14 protein-coding genes are annotated in these 15,311 nt (G+C 68.1%); 12 read left to right on the forward strand and 2 right to left on the reverse strand.

Annotated features, from left to right (window positions below; translation table 11 throughout):
- The first annotated feature begins 102 nt into the window (after positions 1–102).
- The 12 genes from VES41_RS14745 (at position 103) to ntrC (ending at position 13,910) form a co-directional block, all read left to right on the forward strand.
- Positions 103–1,761: a class I SAM-dependent methyltransferase gene (locus VES41_RS14745; RefSeq protein ID WP_324818321.1), complete on the forward strand. Its 1,659-nt coding sequence runs from the start codon at positions 103–105 to the stop codon at positions 1,759–1,761.
- A gap of 52 nt (positions 1,762–1,813) precedes the next feature.
- Positions 1,814–3,544, forward strand: coding sequence for a gamma-glutamyltransferase (gene ggt, locus VES41_RS14750; RefSeq protein ID WP_324818323.1), 1,731 nt, complete (start codon positions 1,814–1,816; stop codon positions 3,542–3,544).
- Positions 3,545–3,560: 16 nt separating this feature from the next.
- Entirely contained in the window at positions 3,561–4,292 is a 732-nt protein-coding gene (locus VES41_RS14755) for a 16S rRNA pseudouridine(516) synthase (protein ID WP_324819514.1), read from the forward strand.
- 133 nt (positions 4,293–4,425) lie between these two features.
- On the forward strand, positions 4,426–5,379 hold the full coding sequence (locus tag VES41_RS14760; protein ID WP_324819516.1) for a YncE family protein: 954 nt from the start codon (positions 4,426–4,428) through the stop codon (positions 5,377–5,379).
- Entirely contained in the window at positions 5,366–6,211 is an 846-nt protein-coding gene (locus VES41_RS14765; RefSeq protein WP_324818326.1) for a polysaccharide deacetylase family protein, read from the forward strand. The genes VES41_RS14760 and VES41_RS14765 overlap by 14 nt, the downstream gene beginning before the upstream one ends.
- A gap of 34 nt (positions 6,212–6,245) precedes the next feature.
- A complete protein-coding gene (locus tag VES41_RS14770; RefSeq protein WP_324819518.1) occupies positions 6,246–7,244 on the forward strand; it encodes a sterol desaturase family protein in 999 nt (332 codons plus the stop codon).
- A 33-nt stretch (positions 7,245–7,277) separates the two neighbouring features.
- Positions 7,278–8,156, forward strand: coding sequence for an EI24 domain-containing protein (locus VES41_RS14775; protein ID WP_324818329.1), 879 nt, complete (start codon positions 7,278–7,280; stop codon positions 8,154–8,156).
- Positions 8,153–8,953 (forward strand): competence/damage-inducible protein A, encoded by an 801-nt coding sequence (locus VES41_RS14780; protein WP_324818332.1) that lies wholly within the window; start codon positions 8,153–8,155, stop codon positions 8,951–8,953. Before VES41_RS14775 ends, VES41_RS14780 begins: the two co-directional genes overlap by 4 nt.
- A 151-nt stretch (positions 8,954–9,104) precedes the next feature.
- Positions 9,105–10,520 carry a type I glutamate--ammonia ligase gene (gene glnA, locus VES41_RS14785; protein WP_324818335.1) on the forward strand — a complete coding sequence of 472 codons (1,416 nt, stop codon included), beginning with the start codon at positions 9,105–9,107 and terminating at the stop codon, positions 10,518–10,520.
- Between the two features lie 159 nt (positions 10,521–10,679).
- A complete protein-coding gene (locus VES41_RS14790; RefSeq protein ID WP_324818338.1) occupies positions 10,680–11,204 on the forward strand; it encodes a hypothetical protein in 525 nt (174 codons plus the stop codon).
- 41 nt (positions 11,205–11,245) lie between these two features.
- On the forward strand, positions 11,246–12,322 hold the full coding sequence (gene glnL / locus VES41_RS14795) for a nitrogen regulation protein NR(II) (protein WP_324818340.1): 1,077 nt from the start codon (positions 11,246–11,248) through the stop codon (positions 12,320–12,322).
- Between the two features lie 22 nt (positions 12,323–12,344).
- On the forward strand, positions 12,345–13,910 hold the full coding sequence (gene ntrC, locus VES41_RS14800) for a nitrogen regulation protein NR(I) (protein ID WP_324818342.1): 1,566 nt from the start codon (positions 12,345–12,347) through the stop codon (positions 13,908–13,910).
- A 30-nt stretch (positions 13,911–13,940) separates the two neighbouring features.
- On the opposite strand, the gene VES41_RS14805 is transcribed toward ntrC, so the two are convergent.
- Positions 13,941–14,432, reverse strand: a complete 492-nt coding sequence (locus tag VES41_RS14805) for a hypothetical protein (RefSeq protein WP_324818345.1) — start codon at positions 14,430–14,432, stop codon at positions 13,941–13,943.
- 100 nt (positions 14,433–14,532) lie between these two features.
- Entirely contained in the window at positions 14,533–15,306 is a 774-nt protein-coding gene (xth, locus tag VES41_RS14810; protein ID WP_324818347.1) for an exodeoxyribonuclease III, read from the reverse strand.
- Positions 15,307–15,311 lie beyond the last annotated feature (5 nt).

Raw genomic sequence — 15,311 nt, forward strand, 5'->3', positions numbered from 1 at the left:
GCCCGCGCCGCCGCCAGCGGCGGCGAGAAGATGCGGATACAAGTCGGCGCTGCACAGGGGCGTGCCGGCGCGGGACCACACCTTATAGTGACAGGCCGTCGAATGCTCGCGGCCGAGTCCAGGCAGGCCGGCCGTGCGGGCGACACGCCCACCATCCTGCGCCGCCGCCCCATGCCGGAATCCGTCAACCGCCAGATCAGCCAGTACTACGATGCCAAGCCCTACGACGCGCACCCGTTCGCGCAGACGGCGCCGGAGCACCTCGAGGCGGTGGCCTACGTGTTCGGCATCGACGCCCCAGCGTCCTCCACGGCGCGCGTGCTTGAACTGGGTTGTGCCGGCGGCGGCAACCTGATTCCATTTGCCGCCCGCCATCCGGCGGCGGCCGCCCTCGGCGTGGACATCTCGCCGGTGCATGTGCAGCAGGCGGTGCAGGCGATCCGGCAGGCTGGCCTGGACAACGTCCAGGTGCGCGCGCTCGACATCGCCGAGATCGACGAGAACCTGGGCGAGTTCGACTACATCGTCTGCCACGGCGTCTACAGCTGGGTGCCGGCGGCCGTGCAGGCCGCCATCCTGCGCGTGTGCGCGCGGCACCTGTCGCCGCAGGGCCTGGCCTACATCAGCTACAACGTTCACCCAGGCTGGAAGTCGCGCGAGATCGTGCGCGACGCCATGATGCTGCGCGGCGGCCCGCACGACGCGCCCGACGACAAACTGGCCTATGCGCGCGGCATGCTCGAGTTCCTCGACCAGTCGGCGCGTCCGGATAGCGTGCTCAAGGCAACGCTCGACGAGATGATGCCGATCGTGCGCGGCGCCAGCCCCACGTATCTCCTTCACGAGTTCCTCGAGCCGTGCAACTCGCCGTGCCACTTCAAGGAATTCGTCGAGCGGGCGCAGGCGGCCGGCCTGGCCTACTTGGCGGACGCCGATGCGGCGACCATGTTCGTCCAGAACTACGGCGAGCAGGTCTACCTGCCGCTGCTGCGTGAATGCGGCGGCAGCCAGGTGATGATGGAGCAGTACCTGGACTTCCTGGTCAACCGCAGCTTCCGCCAGACCTTGCTGGTGCACCAGGCGCGCGCGCAGCACATCCGCTACCGGCTCGATCCGGCTCGCCTGCGCCAGCTGTCGTTCGCAGGCGCCTTTCGGGCCGAGGACGGCGGCACCTTCACGCTCGACGCGAACGAGCAACCTTGCGTCGCGCTGCGCAACATCAAGATCGCGCTGCGGCTGCCGGTCCACAAGGCCGTGGTACAGGTGCTCGACGAGCACTATCCGGCCATGTTGACGGTCGACGCGCTGGTGGCAGCCGTTGCGGCGCGGGTGAGCACTTCTCCGGTCGATGCATTCGTGATGGCCATGCTCGAGGAAATGCTGATCCTCGGCGCGGTGCGCGTGCGGCGCACGCCGGTCGGCGCGGCGGCGCACCCGGCCGAGCGGCCGCGCGCCCTGCCGTCGGTGCGCCGGCTGCCCACGCTGGCGCTCAGCGAAGGGCCGCAGGCGCATGCCTGCAACCTGTGGCACGAGTCGGTGGCGCTGTCGCCGCTCGAGCGTTGCCTGCTGCCGCTGCTCGACGGCGAGCATGGGCACGAGGCGCTGGCGCAGTTCCTGGTGGACGAGGCGCGCGCGCAACGTATCCGCTTCATCAAGGATGACGAGCCCCTGACCGACGACGAAGCCCTGCGGGATTTCTCGCGCCAGCAGGTGGCGCTTGCGTTGCGCGACCTGCGGCGCAAGGGCCTGCTCCTGGCCTGAGCGCGGTGCCGGCTCGAACAGATTGCCCACAGAGGAGACGACAATGCGATCGATGCAATTTCTGAGAATCGGACACCTCGGCGGTGCGATCGGCCTGGCATTCGCCTTGTCCGCGCCTGCCGCACATGCCGCGTCTGCTGCGCCGGCGGCTGGTGAAAACGGCATGGTGGTCACCGCCCAGCACCTGGCCACGCAGGTGGGCGTCGACGTGCTCAAGCGCGGCGGCAACGCGGTAGACGCCGCGGTGGCGGTCGGCTATGCGCTGGCGGTCGTCTATCCGGCTGCCGGAAACCTGGGCGGCGGCGGCTTCATGACGCTGCAGCTGGCCGACGGCCGCAAGACCTTCCTGGACTTTCGCGAGAAGGCGCCGCTGGCGGCCACCGCCGACATGTACCTGGACAAGGACGGCAATGTCGTCAAGGGGCTGAGCACGCGCAGCTTCCTGGCGGTGGGCGTGCCGGGCACTGTCTCCGGCCTGGAATACGCCCGCGAGAAATACGGCACCATGAAGCGCGCCGACCTGATCGGGCCGGCGATTTCCCTGGCCGACAAGGGGTTCGCGCTGCAGCAGGGCGATGTCGAACTGCTCAACACCGCCACCGACGACTTCCGCAAGGACCCGGCGTCGGCCGCGATTTTCCTCAGCAAGGACGCGCCCTACGTCGCCGGCCAGCGCCTGGTCCAGAAGGACCTGGCGAAAACCCTGCGCGCCATCGGCCGCAACGGCACCGACGGGTTCTACAAGGGGCCGGTGGCCGCGGCGCTGGTCAAGGCCAGCCAGACGGGCAAGGGCATCATCGTCCAGGCGGACCTCGACCAGTACCGCACGCGCGAGATGGCGCCGGTGGAGTGCGACTACCGGGGCTATCGCATCGTCTCGGCGCCGCCGCCGAGCTCGGGTGGCGTGATCATCTGCGAGATGCTCAACATCCTGGAGGGCTACCCGCTCAAGGACCTTGGCTTCCGCTCGGCGCAATCGGTCCACTACCAGATCGAGGCCATGCGCCATGCGTACGTGGACCGCAACAGCTACCTGGGTGACCCGGACTTCGTCAAGAACCCGGTCGAGCGGCTGACGGACAAGGCGTATGCCGCCCGGATCCGCGCCGCGATCGACCCGAACAAGGCCGGCGTGTCGAAGGACCTCAAGCCCGGCGTGCCGCCGCACGAGGGCATCAACACCACGCACTATTCGATCGTCGACAAGTGGGGCAACGCTGCATCGGTCACCTACACGCTGAACGACTGGTTCGGGGTGCGCCTGACCGTGCCGGGCACCGGCGTGCTGCTGAACAACGAAATGGACGACTTCACCGCCAAGGTCGGCGTGCCGAACCTGTACGGCCTGGTGCAGGGCGAGGCGAACGCGGTGGCGCCGGGCAAGCGGCCGCTGTCCTCCATGAGCCCGACCATCGTGACCCGGGACGGCAAGCCGGTGCTGGTGGTCGGCACGCCCGGCGGCAGCCGCATCATCACGGCGGTGCTGCACACCATCCTGAACGTCGTCGACTACGGCATGACCGTGCAGGAGGCGGTGGATGCCCCGCGCTTCCACCAGCAGTGGCTGCCCGACGTGACCAACGTCGAGGCCTTCGCCCTGAGCCCCGACACGCGCAAGATCCTCGAAGGCATGGGCCACAACCTGGGCGTGCCGCAGCCGGCCAACCACATGGCGGCAATCCTGGTCGGCGCGCCGTCGCTCGGTGGCAAGCCGGTCGGCAAGAACCGGTTCTACGGCGCCAACGACCCGCGCCGCGACACCGGGCTGGCGCTGGGCTACTGAACCGCTCATGGCTTTGCTGCAACTCCAGGACATCCTGTTCAGCCAGGGCTTCGGTACCCGGCGCGTCTGCGCCGGGCTCGTCCAGCAGGGACACGTGCGGGTCAACGGCGAGCCGGTCGACGACGCCGCGGCCGAGTTCGAGGCCGACGGCGACCTGGTCTTCACCGTCCAGGGCCAGGACTGGAGCTACCACCCCAAGGCATATCTCATGCTCAACAAGCCGGCCGGCACCGAATGCTCGCAGAAGCCGTCGGCCTACCCGAGCATCTACACCCTGCTGCCGGCGCCGTTGCGCCAGCGCCCGCAAAAAGGCGGCACGACCGGCGTGCAGGCCATCGGCCGGCTCGACCAGGACACCACCGGCATGCTGTTGCTCACGGACGACGGGCCATTCATCCACCGGATGAATTCCCCCCGCCACCACGTCCCCAAGGTCTACGAAGTCGGCACGCGGCATCCGGTCGATGCGCGCCAGGTCGAGCGGTTGCTCGCCGGCGTGGTGCTCGACGACGACCCGCGCCCGGTACGCGCCGCCGCCTGCGAGGCGACCGGCGAATGCGCACTGCGGCTGACCCTCACCGAAGGCAAATACCACCAGGTCAAGCGGATGGTCGCGGCCGTGGGCAACCGCGTGGAGACGCTGCACCGCTCCCGGATCGGAGGGCTGGCGCTTCCGCCCGACCTGGCGCCGGGGCAATGGCGCTGGCTCACCCAGGACGAGATGGCGGCGTTGCGCGACCCTTCCTAGATAGAAAAATCGCCTGCGCATGTCAGCGCAACGAAGGCCTGGCTCGTTAAGCTTGCTGACCCTCAGGAGCCGCGCGTTGCCTTCCGTTTTCCGTCCAAGCCGCCTTGCGGCATTCTTCCTCTGCACGGCGGCCATGCTGTCCGGCGGTGCCGCCCTTGCCGTGGCGGCCGACGGGCACCTGTCCACGCCCATCTTCGTGCTCAATTCGCTCGACGCCTCGGTCAGCGTGATCGATCCGCACACCTGGGAAGAAAAGGAGCGCATTGCCACCGGCAAGGAGCCGCACCACATCTACCTGACGCCGGACCAGCGGTCGGTCATCGTGGCCAACTCTGCCAGCGACTCGCTCACCTTCCTCGATCCGCGCACCGCCCAGGTCCAGCGGGTGGTCGGCGGCATCATCGACCCGTACCACCTGCGTTTCTCGCCGGACATGAAGTGGTTCGTCACGGCCGGAAACCGGCTCAACCACATCGACATCTATCGCTGGGACGGCCGCGACCTGACGCTGGCCAAGCGCATCGCCTCCGGCAAGACGCCGAGCCACATCTGGATCGACGGCAAGAGCACCACCGCCTACGTCACCATGCAGGACAGCGATGAACTGGTCGCCGTCGACCTGGCCAGCCAGAGCATCCGCTGGCGCATCCCGACCGGGTCCATGCCGGCCGACATCTTCGGCGTCCACCAGGACCGCACGCTTCTGGTCGGCCTGACCGGGGGCGAGGGCGTGCAGGTGTTCGACGTCGCCGGCCCAACGCCGCACGCGGTCGGCATCATCCCCACCGGCAAGGGCGCGCACGCCTTCCGCTCCATGGGCGACGGGCAATCGGTACTGATCAGCAACCGCGTGGCCAACACCATCAGCCGCATCGACGTGAACACGCTCAAGGTGCTGGCCACCTTCCCGGTGCCGGGCGGTCCGGACTGCATGGACGTGTCGGCCGACGGCAAGACCCTGCTGGTGACCTCGCGCTGGGCCAAGAAGCTCAGCGTGGTCGACGTGGCCAGCCTGCAACTGGTGCGGCAGGTCAAGGTGGGCCGCTCCCCGCACGGCGTCTGGACGCTCGACCATGTCACGCGTTAAGCCCGCGCTCACCAGTTGGCTCGGCGGCCTGGCCCTCTTGGCGCTGAGCGTGGCGGCGCCCCTGGCAGGCGCCGAGGAGGCCTGCAACAAGCCGGTCTACCTGACGTTCGACACCGGCACGATGAGCGTGGCGCCGCTGGTGGCGCAGGTGCTCGACCGGCAGCACGTGCGGGTGACCTTCTTCGCCGCGGCCGAGCGCACCATCGAAGGCGGCGACAGCCTGGACAACCACTGGCGCGACTGGTGGCGCGCCCGCGCCGACGCCGGCGACGAGTTCGCCTCGCACACCTACGACCACGTCTACTGGCGCGGCGACGAGAAGAGCGTCGAGCCGCGGTTCCGGGTGCGTCCCAGCGCCGGCGCCCTGGCCGACCGCGAGTTCACCTGGACGGCCGCGCAGTACTGCGCCAACATCGCACAGTCCGAGCAGCGCCTGCTCGACCTGACCGGCAAGAAGCCGCTGCCCCTGTTCCGGGCGCCGGGCGGCAAGATCTCCAACAAGCTCCTGGCCGCGGCCCGCAAGTGCGGCTACGCGCACGTGGGCTGGTCGGCGGCCGGCTTCCTGGGCGACGAACTGCCCAGCGACAAGTACCCGAATGACAAGCTGCTGGCGCAGGCGCTGCGCGACATCCGCCCGGGCGATATCCTGCTGGCCCACCTGGGCATCCGGTCGCGCCAGGACCCGTGGGCGCCGGCGGTGCTGGAGCCCCTGATCACCGGGCTCAAGGAACGGGGCTTCTGCTTCCGCACAATGCGCGAGCACCCCGACTACCAGGGCTGGTTCGCCGCCCGCGCCGACGCGGCGGCAGCGCCGGGCGCGACCGCGCGCTAGGGCGGGCCGACGACCGACCAGGACGCGCGCGATGCTGCTCGACACCCTGTCAGACGCCTTTTCCGCCGGGCAGCTGTGGCTGTTCGAGACCGTCGTCCAGCCGCTGGTGTTCTCGGCCGGGCTCGGCGGCTGGGGCGAGGACGCCTTCGACGCCACCGGCTGGCTGCTGGTCGGCCTGGTTCAACTGGCGGTGCTGCTGGCCGTCATAGGGCCGCTGGAGCGCTGGCGGCCGGTCTTCGCCGTGACCGACCGTTCGGCCGTGCGCACCGACATCTTCTATACCGTGATTCATCGGCTGGGGCTGTTCCGCCTGCTGATGTTCTTCGTGCTGCAGCCTTTCTTCGACGGCGTGGTCGGCCCGCTGCACACCGCCGGCTGGGCCGGCTGGCAGCTCGACGCCATCTGGCCCGGCGTGACCGACCTGGCCTGGGTGTCCTTCGTGCTCTACCTGGTGGTGCTGGATTTCGTCGACTACTGGATCCACCGGGGCCAGCACGGCCTGCGGTGGTGGTGGAGCCTGCACGCCCTGCACCATTCCCAGCAGCAGATGACGATGTGGTCCGACAACCGCAACCACCTGCTGGACGATGCGCTGCGCGACGTGCTGATCGTGCTGGTGGCCCAGGTCATCGGTGTCGCGCCCGGCCAGTTCATCGCGCTGGTGGCGCTGACCCAGCTGAGCGAGAGCCTGCAGCATGCGAACCTGCGGCTCCATTTCGGGCGCGTGGGCGAGCGCCTGTGGGTCAGTCCGCGCTTCCATCGCCTGCACCACAGCGTGGGAAGAGGGCACGAGGCCCCCAAGCGGGCGGGCGCGCCCGCGCCGGCCCGGCCTCTCCTGGGCGGTCACAACTTCGGCGTGCTGCTGCCCTGGTGGGACGTGTTGTTCGGCACCGCCGACTTTTCCAGCCGCTACGACCCGACCGGCATCCGCGACCAGGTCGAGCCCGACGCGAGCGGCCGGCTGCGCGACTACGGCCGGGGCTTCTGGGCGCAGCAGTGGATGGGGCTGAAAAGGCTGGCCGGCCAGGGCTGAGCGGGCCGCCCGGCGCGCTATGCTCGGGGCCCGATGCGACTTCTACTCGATTCCTTCTGGCGCGCCGTCGCCTACTGCCTGCATCCGCGCGTGATCGTGTTGTCGTTGGCGCCGCTGGCGCTGATGGCCATCGGTGGAATCGGTCTGGGCTACTTCTACTGGACGCCGGCGGTGGCCTGGATGCGCGAGGCGCTTGACGCCTGGCCGATCCTGTCGAGCCTGTGGGGCTGGATCGAGAGTGCCGGCGCCGCCGACTTCAAGTCGGTGCTCGCACCGATGCTGGTGATCTTCCTCGCCACGCCGGTGATCGTGGTGATCTCGCTGCTCATCGTCTCCGGCCTGATGGCGCCGGCTCTCACCAGGCTGGTCGCCCAGCGACGCTTCCCGGCATTGCAGCAAAAGCACGGCGCTTCGTTCTTCCTGAGCATGTTCCGTTCGCTCGGCATGACCTTGCTGGCGCTGCTGGCGCTGATCGTCTCGGTGCCGCTGTGGCTGGTGCCGCCCCTGGTGCTGGTGCTGCCGCCCCTGATCTGGGGTTGGCTGACCTACCAGGTGATGAGCTTCGACGCCCTGTCCGAGCACGCGAGCGCCGATGAGCGCCGCGAACTGCTGCGCGCGCACCGCTGGCCGCTGTTCGCCATCGGCGTGCTGTGCGGCTACCTCGGGGCGGCGCCGAGCATCGTCTGGGCCTCGGCCGTAGTCTTTGCTGCGGCGTTCTTCGTGCTCATACCGATCGCCATCTGGATCTACACGCTGGTCTTCGCCTTCTCGGCGCTGTGGTTCGCACACTATTGCCTCGAAGCCCTGACGCAGCAGCGGGCCGTGCGCGCAGCCGCGGCAGCCATACCGGGGCCCGACGCGCCCGCGGTCGAACTGTCGGCCGCGACCAGCCGGCAATGGGAAGCACCATGAGTCAAGACTTCGGCCTCATCGTCATCGGCGACGAGATCCTGTCCGGCAAGCGGCTGGACAAGCACATGCCCAAGGTGATCGAGCTGCTGGCCGCGCGCGGCCTGTCGCTGGCCTGGGCGCAGTACGTCGGCGACGACCCGGTGCGCATCACCGCCGCCTTGCGGCAGGCGTTCGCCAGCGGCGACGTGGTGTTCTCCACCGGCGGCATCGGGGCCACGCCGGACGACCACACCCGGCAATGCGCCGGCGCAGCGCTGGGCGTCCCGCTGGCCCTGCATCCCGAGGCCGAGGCGCTGATCCGCGAGCGCATGCAGGACACGGCGCGCGAGCAGAGCGTTCCCTACGAACCCGACCGCCCCGACAACGTGCACCGCCTCAACATGGGCGTCTTTCCCGAAGGCGCGCGCATCATCGCCAACCCGTACAACAAGATCCCCGGCTTCAGCGTGGGCGACGTCCATTTCGTGCCCGGCTTTCCGGTCATGGCCTGGCCCATGATCGAGAGCGTGCTGGACCGCCAGTACGCGCACCTGTTCGCGACGCGGTCCGTGCGCGAGAAGTCCGTGATCGTGTTCGGCGCCATGGAAGCGACCCTGACGCCAATGATGCTGGCGGTCGAGGCGCGCTTCCCTGGCATCAAGGTGTTCAGCCTGCCCAGCGTCGACCATCCTCAGTACGGGCGCCATATCGAGCTGGGCGTCAAGGGGGCCGCCGACGTGATCGACGCGGCATTCGCCGCGCTGACCGAGGGCCTGCACGAATTTGATGCACGATTGGGCCCTGAATTGGTGCGTTGAACAACTCGTAGCGAAAAAGCGGCGGATTCGCCCAATAATGGTGCAATCCGCCATGCCGATGGCAAGGCGCGGATGCACCCTTGAGTGGCACAGAACCTGCATCCGTGCACCACATACCTTCACAACCACCCCGTCCAAACAGGAGAATTTGATGGCAAAGTCCGTCGCCGATGTACTCAAACTCGTCAAGGAAAACGAGGTCAAGTTCGTCGACTTCCGCTTCACCGACACCCGCGGCAAGGAGCAGCACGTCACGGTGCCCGTCTCGCATTTCGATGAAGACAAGTTCACCGCCGGCCACGCCTTCGATGGCTCCTCGATCGCCGGCTGGAAGGGCATCGAGGCATCGGACATGCTGCTGATGCCGGACCCGAACACGGCCGTCATCGACCCGTTCTACGAGGAAAGCACCCTCAACCTGACCTGCGACGTGCTGGAGCCGGCCGACGGCAAGCCGTACGACCGCGACCCGCGCTCGATCGCCAAGAAGGCCGAGGCCTACCTGAAGGCGTCCGGCCTGGGCGACACCGCCTTCTTCGGTCCCGAGCCCGAATTCTTCATCTTCGACGACGTGCGCTGGAAGAGCGACATGTCGGGCAGCTTCGTCGAGATCGACGTCGACGAAGCCCCCTGGAACACCGGCAAGAAGTACGAGAGCGGCAACTCCGGCCACCGTCCCACCGTCAAGGGCGGCTACTTCCCGGTGCCCCCGGTCGACAGCACGCAGGACATCCGCGCCGAGATCTCGCTGGTGCTGGAAAGCCTGGGCATCCCGGTCGAGGTGTTCCACCACGAAGTCGCCGGCGCCGGCCAGAACGAGATCGGCACCAAGTTCAGCACGCTGGTCGAGCGCGCCGACTGGACGCAGAAGCTCAAGTACGTGATCTGGAACGTCTGCCACGCCTACGGCAAGACCGCCACCTTCATGCCCAAGCCGATCCAGGGCGACAACGGCTCGGGCATGCACGTGCACCAGTCGATCTGGAAGGACGGCAAGAACCTGTTCGCCGGTGACGGCTACGCCGGCCTGTCCGACACCGCCCTGTACTACATCGGCGGCATCATCAAGCACGCCCGCGCGCTCAACGCCATCACCAACCCCGGCACCAACAGCTACAAGCGCCTGGTGCCCGGCTTCGAAGCCCCGGTGAAGCTGGCCTACTCGGCCAAGAACCGCTCGGCCTCGATCCGCATCCCGTTCGTGAGCAACCCGAAGGGGCGCCGCATCGAAGCGCGCTTCCCGGACCCGCTGGCCAACCCGTACCTGTGCTTCTCGGCGCTGCTGATGGCCGGCCTGGACGGCATCGAGAACAAGATCCACCCGGGCGAAGCCGCCACCAAGGACCTGTACCACCTGCCGCCGGAAGAAGACGCGAAGATCCCGACCGTCTGCCACAGCCTGGACCAGGCGCTGGAGTACCTGGACAAGGGCCGCGGCTTCCTGACCAAGGGCGGCGTGTTCACCGACGCCTTCATCGATGCCTACATCGAGCTGAAGATGCAGGAAGTCACCCGCTTCCGCATGGCGCCGCACCCGGTCGAATTCGACATGTACTACTCGCTGTAAGCACGCCTTCGGCCTCACGGTCCTGCGACTTGAGGCCTTTGGTTGCAAATGCGAAGGGACGGCAGGGCCGTCCCTTTTCGTTCGTGGGGAGATGCTGATGGCGTTGACGGCGAATTGCTTCAAAATGCGTCAATCGCCAGCCACTGCCCTTCCATCACCATGAAGCCACGCCACCTCACATGCCTGCTGGCCGTTACCCTGACCGCCTTCGCCCTGCCGGCCGCTGCGCAGCAGCGGGTCTGGCGTTGTGGCAACGAATACACGAACGACGCGGCGTCCGCGCAGAAGCGCAACTGCAAGCCGGTCGAAGGCGGCAACGTGACGGTGGTGCAGTCGCCGCGCTTTGGCGGCGGCTCGTCGACGTCGACGGCCAGTGCCGCGCGCTCGCCGGCCGGCAGTCCGCGCGTGGACGACACGCTGCAGCGCCAGCGCGACAGCGAGGCCCGCACGGTCCTCGAGTCGGAATTGCGCAAGGCCCAGGCGCGGCAGGCCGAGCTGCTCAAGGAATACAACAACGGCGAGCCCGAGAAGCAGGGTTCGGAGGCGCGCAACTACCAGAAATACCTGGACCGCACCGCCGAGATGAAGGCGCAGATCGACCGCAACCAGAGCGACATCGCGGGCATCCAGCGCGAAATCGATCGGCTGCCGCCTGCGGGCGCGGCGGCGCCGGCCGCCAACTGATCACGGCGCGCGCACTTTGTGCGCCGGCCGGGGGTTGAGCCATGGCGTTCGGCAAACCCGCGGTACTCGCCCGTCGATTCCAGGCTTTCGACCTGCTGGCCACTCTCATCGCCATCGTCAAGGCCGACGGAACATTGCTGTTCGCGAACGCGGCGCTCGAGGATGCCCTGGGCAGCTCGCGCCGAACGCTCGAGGGCGTGGACTTCGCCAACGTCTTCTTGGAGCCGCAGGTACTGCACACCGCCATCGACGGTGCGCGAGCCAACGACTTCGCCACCTTGCGCTACGAAGCGCAACTGCGCCGCGCCAGCCACGAGCCGATGCCCGTCCAGGTCACGCTCGCGCTGGCCGACCGGCAGGCGGAGCTGGTCATCGAGATGGTGCCGCTCGAGCAGCAGGTGCGGGCGGACCGGGAAGAGCGCCTGCTCGAGCAGGCACGCGCAAACAAGGAGCTGATCCGCAACCTGGCGCACGAGATCAAGAACCCGCTGGGCGGCATCCGCGGCGCGGCGCAGCTGCTGCAGATGGAAGTGGAATCGCGCGACCTGATCGAATACACGCAGGTCATCATCCACGAGGCCGACCGGCTGCAGACGCTGGTCGACCGGCTGCTGGCGCCGCACCGCCGTCCGCACGTGGTGGGCGACGTCAACATCCATGAAGTGTGCGAGCGCGTGCGGTCGGTGCTGATGGCCGAGTTCCCGCAGGGCCTGAACATCGAGCGCGACTTCGATCCCTCCATCCCCGAGTTTCGAGGCGATCGCGAACAGCTCATCCAGGCGACGCTCAACATCGCGCACAACGCGGCGCAGGCGCTGACCGAGCGCCGGGCCGCGGGCGATGCGTGCATCACCTTCAAGACACGCGTGGTGCGCCAGGTCATCTTCAACAAGCAGTGGTATCGATTGGCACTGGAATTGCATGTCATCGACAATGGACCGGGCGTGCCGGACGCGATCAAGGACCGCATCTTCCTGCCCCTCGTTTCGGGGCGCGAGAGCGGGACCGGACTCGGACTCACGCTGGCGCAGACCTTCGTACAACAGCACCATGGCGTGATCGAGTGCGAAAGCAGACCGGGCCGGACCGATTTCAAGATTTTGATACCGCTGCCCTGAGCAGCAAGCCACAAGGAACTGCATGAAGCCGATCTGGATAGTTGACGACGACCAATCGATCCGCTTCGTACTCGAGAAGGCGCTGCTGCGCGAAGAACTGCCCACGCGCAGCTTCACCAACACCCGCGAGGTACTGACGGCACTCGAGGACGCCGCCGACGACGAAAGCCAGGGCCCGCAGGTGCTGGTGAGCGACATCCGGATGCCCGGTGGCTCGGGCCTGGATCTGCTCGAGAAGATCAAGGAAAAGCTGCCCGGACTGCCGGTCATCATCATGACCGCGTACTCGGACCTGGACAGCGCCGTTTCCGCCTTCCAGGGCGGCGCCTTCGAGTACCTGCCCAAGCCTTTCGACCTGCCGCGCGCGGTCGAGCTCATCCGCCGCGCCGTCGACGAGAGCCAGCGCGAGGAAGTGGCCGAGGAACGCATGGTGGCCGCGCCCGAGATGCTCGGCCAGGCGCCGGCGATGCAGGACGTGTTCCGCGCCATCGGCCGCCTGTCGCAGAGCAACGTCACGGTGCTGATCACCGGCGAGTCGGGCTCCGGCAAGGAGCTGGTGGCACGCGCGCTGCACAAGCATTCGCCGCGCGCCAACGGCCCCTTCGTGGCCATCAACACGGCGGCGATCCCGAAGGACCTGCTCGAGAGCGAACTGTTCGGCCACGAGCGCGGCGCCTTCACCGGCGCGCAGACGATGCGGCGCGGCCGCTTCGAGCAGGCCGAAGGCGGCACGCTGTTCCTCGACGAGATCGGCGACATGCCGTTCGACCTGCAGACGCGGCTGCTGCGCGTGCTCAGCGATGGTCACTTCTACCGCGTGGGTGGGCACAACGCGGTCAAGGCAAACGTGCGCGTGATCGCCGCCACCCACCAGGACCTGGAGCAGCGCGTCAAGCAGGGCAACTTCCGCGAAGACCTGTTCCACCGCCTCAACGTCATCCGCTTGCGGCTGCCGGCGCTGCGCGAACGCCGCGAGGACGTGCCGGCACTGACCCGGCACTTCCTGCAGCAAAGCGCCAAGCAGCTGGGCGTGGATCCCAAGCGCATCTCGGACGCGGCGCTGGGGCAGCTTTCGGCATTCGGCTTTCCGGGCAACGTGCGCCAGCTGGAGAACATCTGCCACTGGCTCACGGTGATGGCACCGGCCCAGCTCATCGAGCCCAAGGACCTGCCGCCCGAAGTGCTGGTTGGCAACGCTGGCGAGTCGGCGCTGCCGGCCTCTGCAGCCGTGCCGCTGACGTCGGCCCTTGGCGAGATGCCGGCCGACCCGTTCGCTGCCGTGCCGGCGCCCGCCGTCTCGGCGATGCCCGATTCGACCGCCGCGCTGGCCGTCCCGTCGCCGGCGTCGAATGCAGGCGGTTCCTGGGAGAGCGGCCTCGAGCAGGAAGCGCAGGCGTTGCTCGCCGCGGGCCGTCATGACGTGTGGGACGCGCTGACCCGTCGCTTCGAGTCGCGCCTGATTCTCACCGCACTGGCCAACACCCGCGGACGCCGCATCGAGGCTGCGCAGAAGCTCGGCATCGGCCGCAACACCATCACGCGCAAGATTGCCGAACTGCACCTCGACCGCGGCGACGGCGAGGAGTAGGCCGCGCGGGCCGCGCCGCCGTGCGGCGGGCTACCTGCTCAGCTGCCCCTTGGTCAGCGTGTCGAGCTGGAAGCGCTCGCTTTTGTCCCACAGCCAGGTGTCGACGTACGTGTGCGCGCCGACATTGCCCGGGTCGGGAAAGGGCGAAGCCTCGCGGATCATCTCGGCGATCTGCGGCGGCACTTCGGGGGCGTGCCCGGGCGTGCGGCTGAAGGCGACGCGCGTCACGTTGCCGTGTGCGTCCAGGTGCGTCTCGACGACCACGACGGCGTACACCAGCGGCGGGATCTTCTTCGGATAGATGCGCTTGGGGTACTTCGCGTAGATGTGCCGCGCCGCTACCTTGCGGTAGGCCTTTATCTGCGGCGTCTGCACGGAGATGGTGTCGAGGGCGGGTTCGTCCGCCTTGGCGGCTTCATCGGGCTTGGACCCGAACGGAGCCTGCGCGCAGGCGCCGAGAAGCAGCGCCAATGCCAGCGGGGCGAGCCGCCAGCCGGGAAGTCGGGGTGAGCTGATGAGCATTCGCGAGGATTCTGCCTGCGCGGGGCTTCAACCGCGCATCGGCCGGTGTCAGCCGAGACCCCGCTGCACCGTCAGCCGGCGCCCTGTTTCACCGCGCCGATCAGATTTCCAGCACCACCGGCGCATGGTCGCTGGGCTTGGGCCACTTGCGCGGTGCGCGGTCGATGATGCAGGCCTTGGCCTCGGGCACGAGGGCCTGGCTGACCAGGATATGGTCGATCCGCAAGCCGCGATTCTTCTGGTAGCCCAGCATGCGATAGTCCCACCACGAATAGCTCTTGTCGGGCTGGTCGAACAGGCGGAAGCTGTCGACCAGGCCCAGCGCCAGCAAGGCCTTGAAGTGGTTGCGCTCCTCGGTCGTGTGGTGGATGGTCTCGCGCAGACCCTCAGGGTCGAAGCTGTCGCGGTCTTCCGGCGTGATGTTGAAGTCGCCCAGCAGCACCAGGCGGGGATTGGTTTCCAGCTCCTTCTGCAGCCAGTCGCGCAGGGCTTCCAGCCAGCGCATCTTGTAGGCGAACTTGTCGGTGCCGGGCGCCTGCCCGTTCACGAAGTAGCCATTGACCAGCCGCAGCGGCCCGGTCGCCGTCTCCAGCGTGGCGCTGATCACGCGCGAATGCTCGTCGGTGAAGCCGACGATGTTGCGCCCCACGTCGCGCACCGGCGCGCGGCTGAGAATCGCCACGCCGTTGTAGGTCTTCTGGCCGAACACCGCCGCCTCGTAGCCGGCCGCGGCCAGCACCTCCAGCGGGAACTTGTCGTCGGTCAGCTTCAGTTCCTGCACGCACAGCACGTCGACCGGATTGGCCGCGAGCCAGTCCAGCACGTGCTGCAGGCGTGCGGTGAGGGAGTTGACGTTCCAGGTGGCGATTTTCATGCGGC

Source organism: Variovorax sp., from assembly GCF_035634955.1.
Classification (GTDB): Bacteria; Pseudomonadota; Gammaproteobacteria; order Burkholderiales; family Burkholderiaceae_C; genus Variovorax.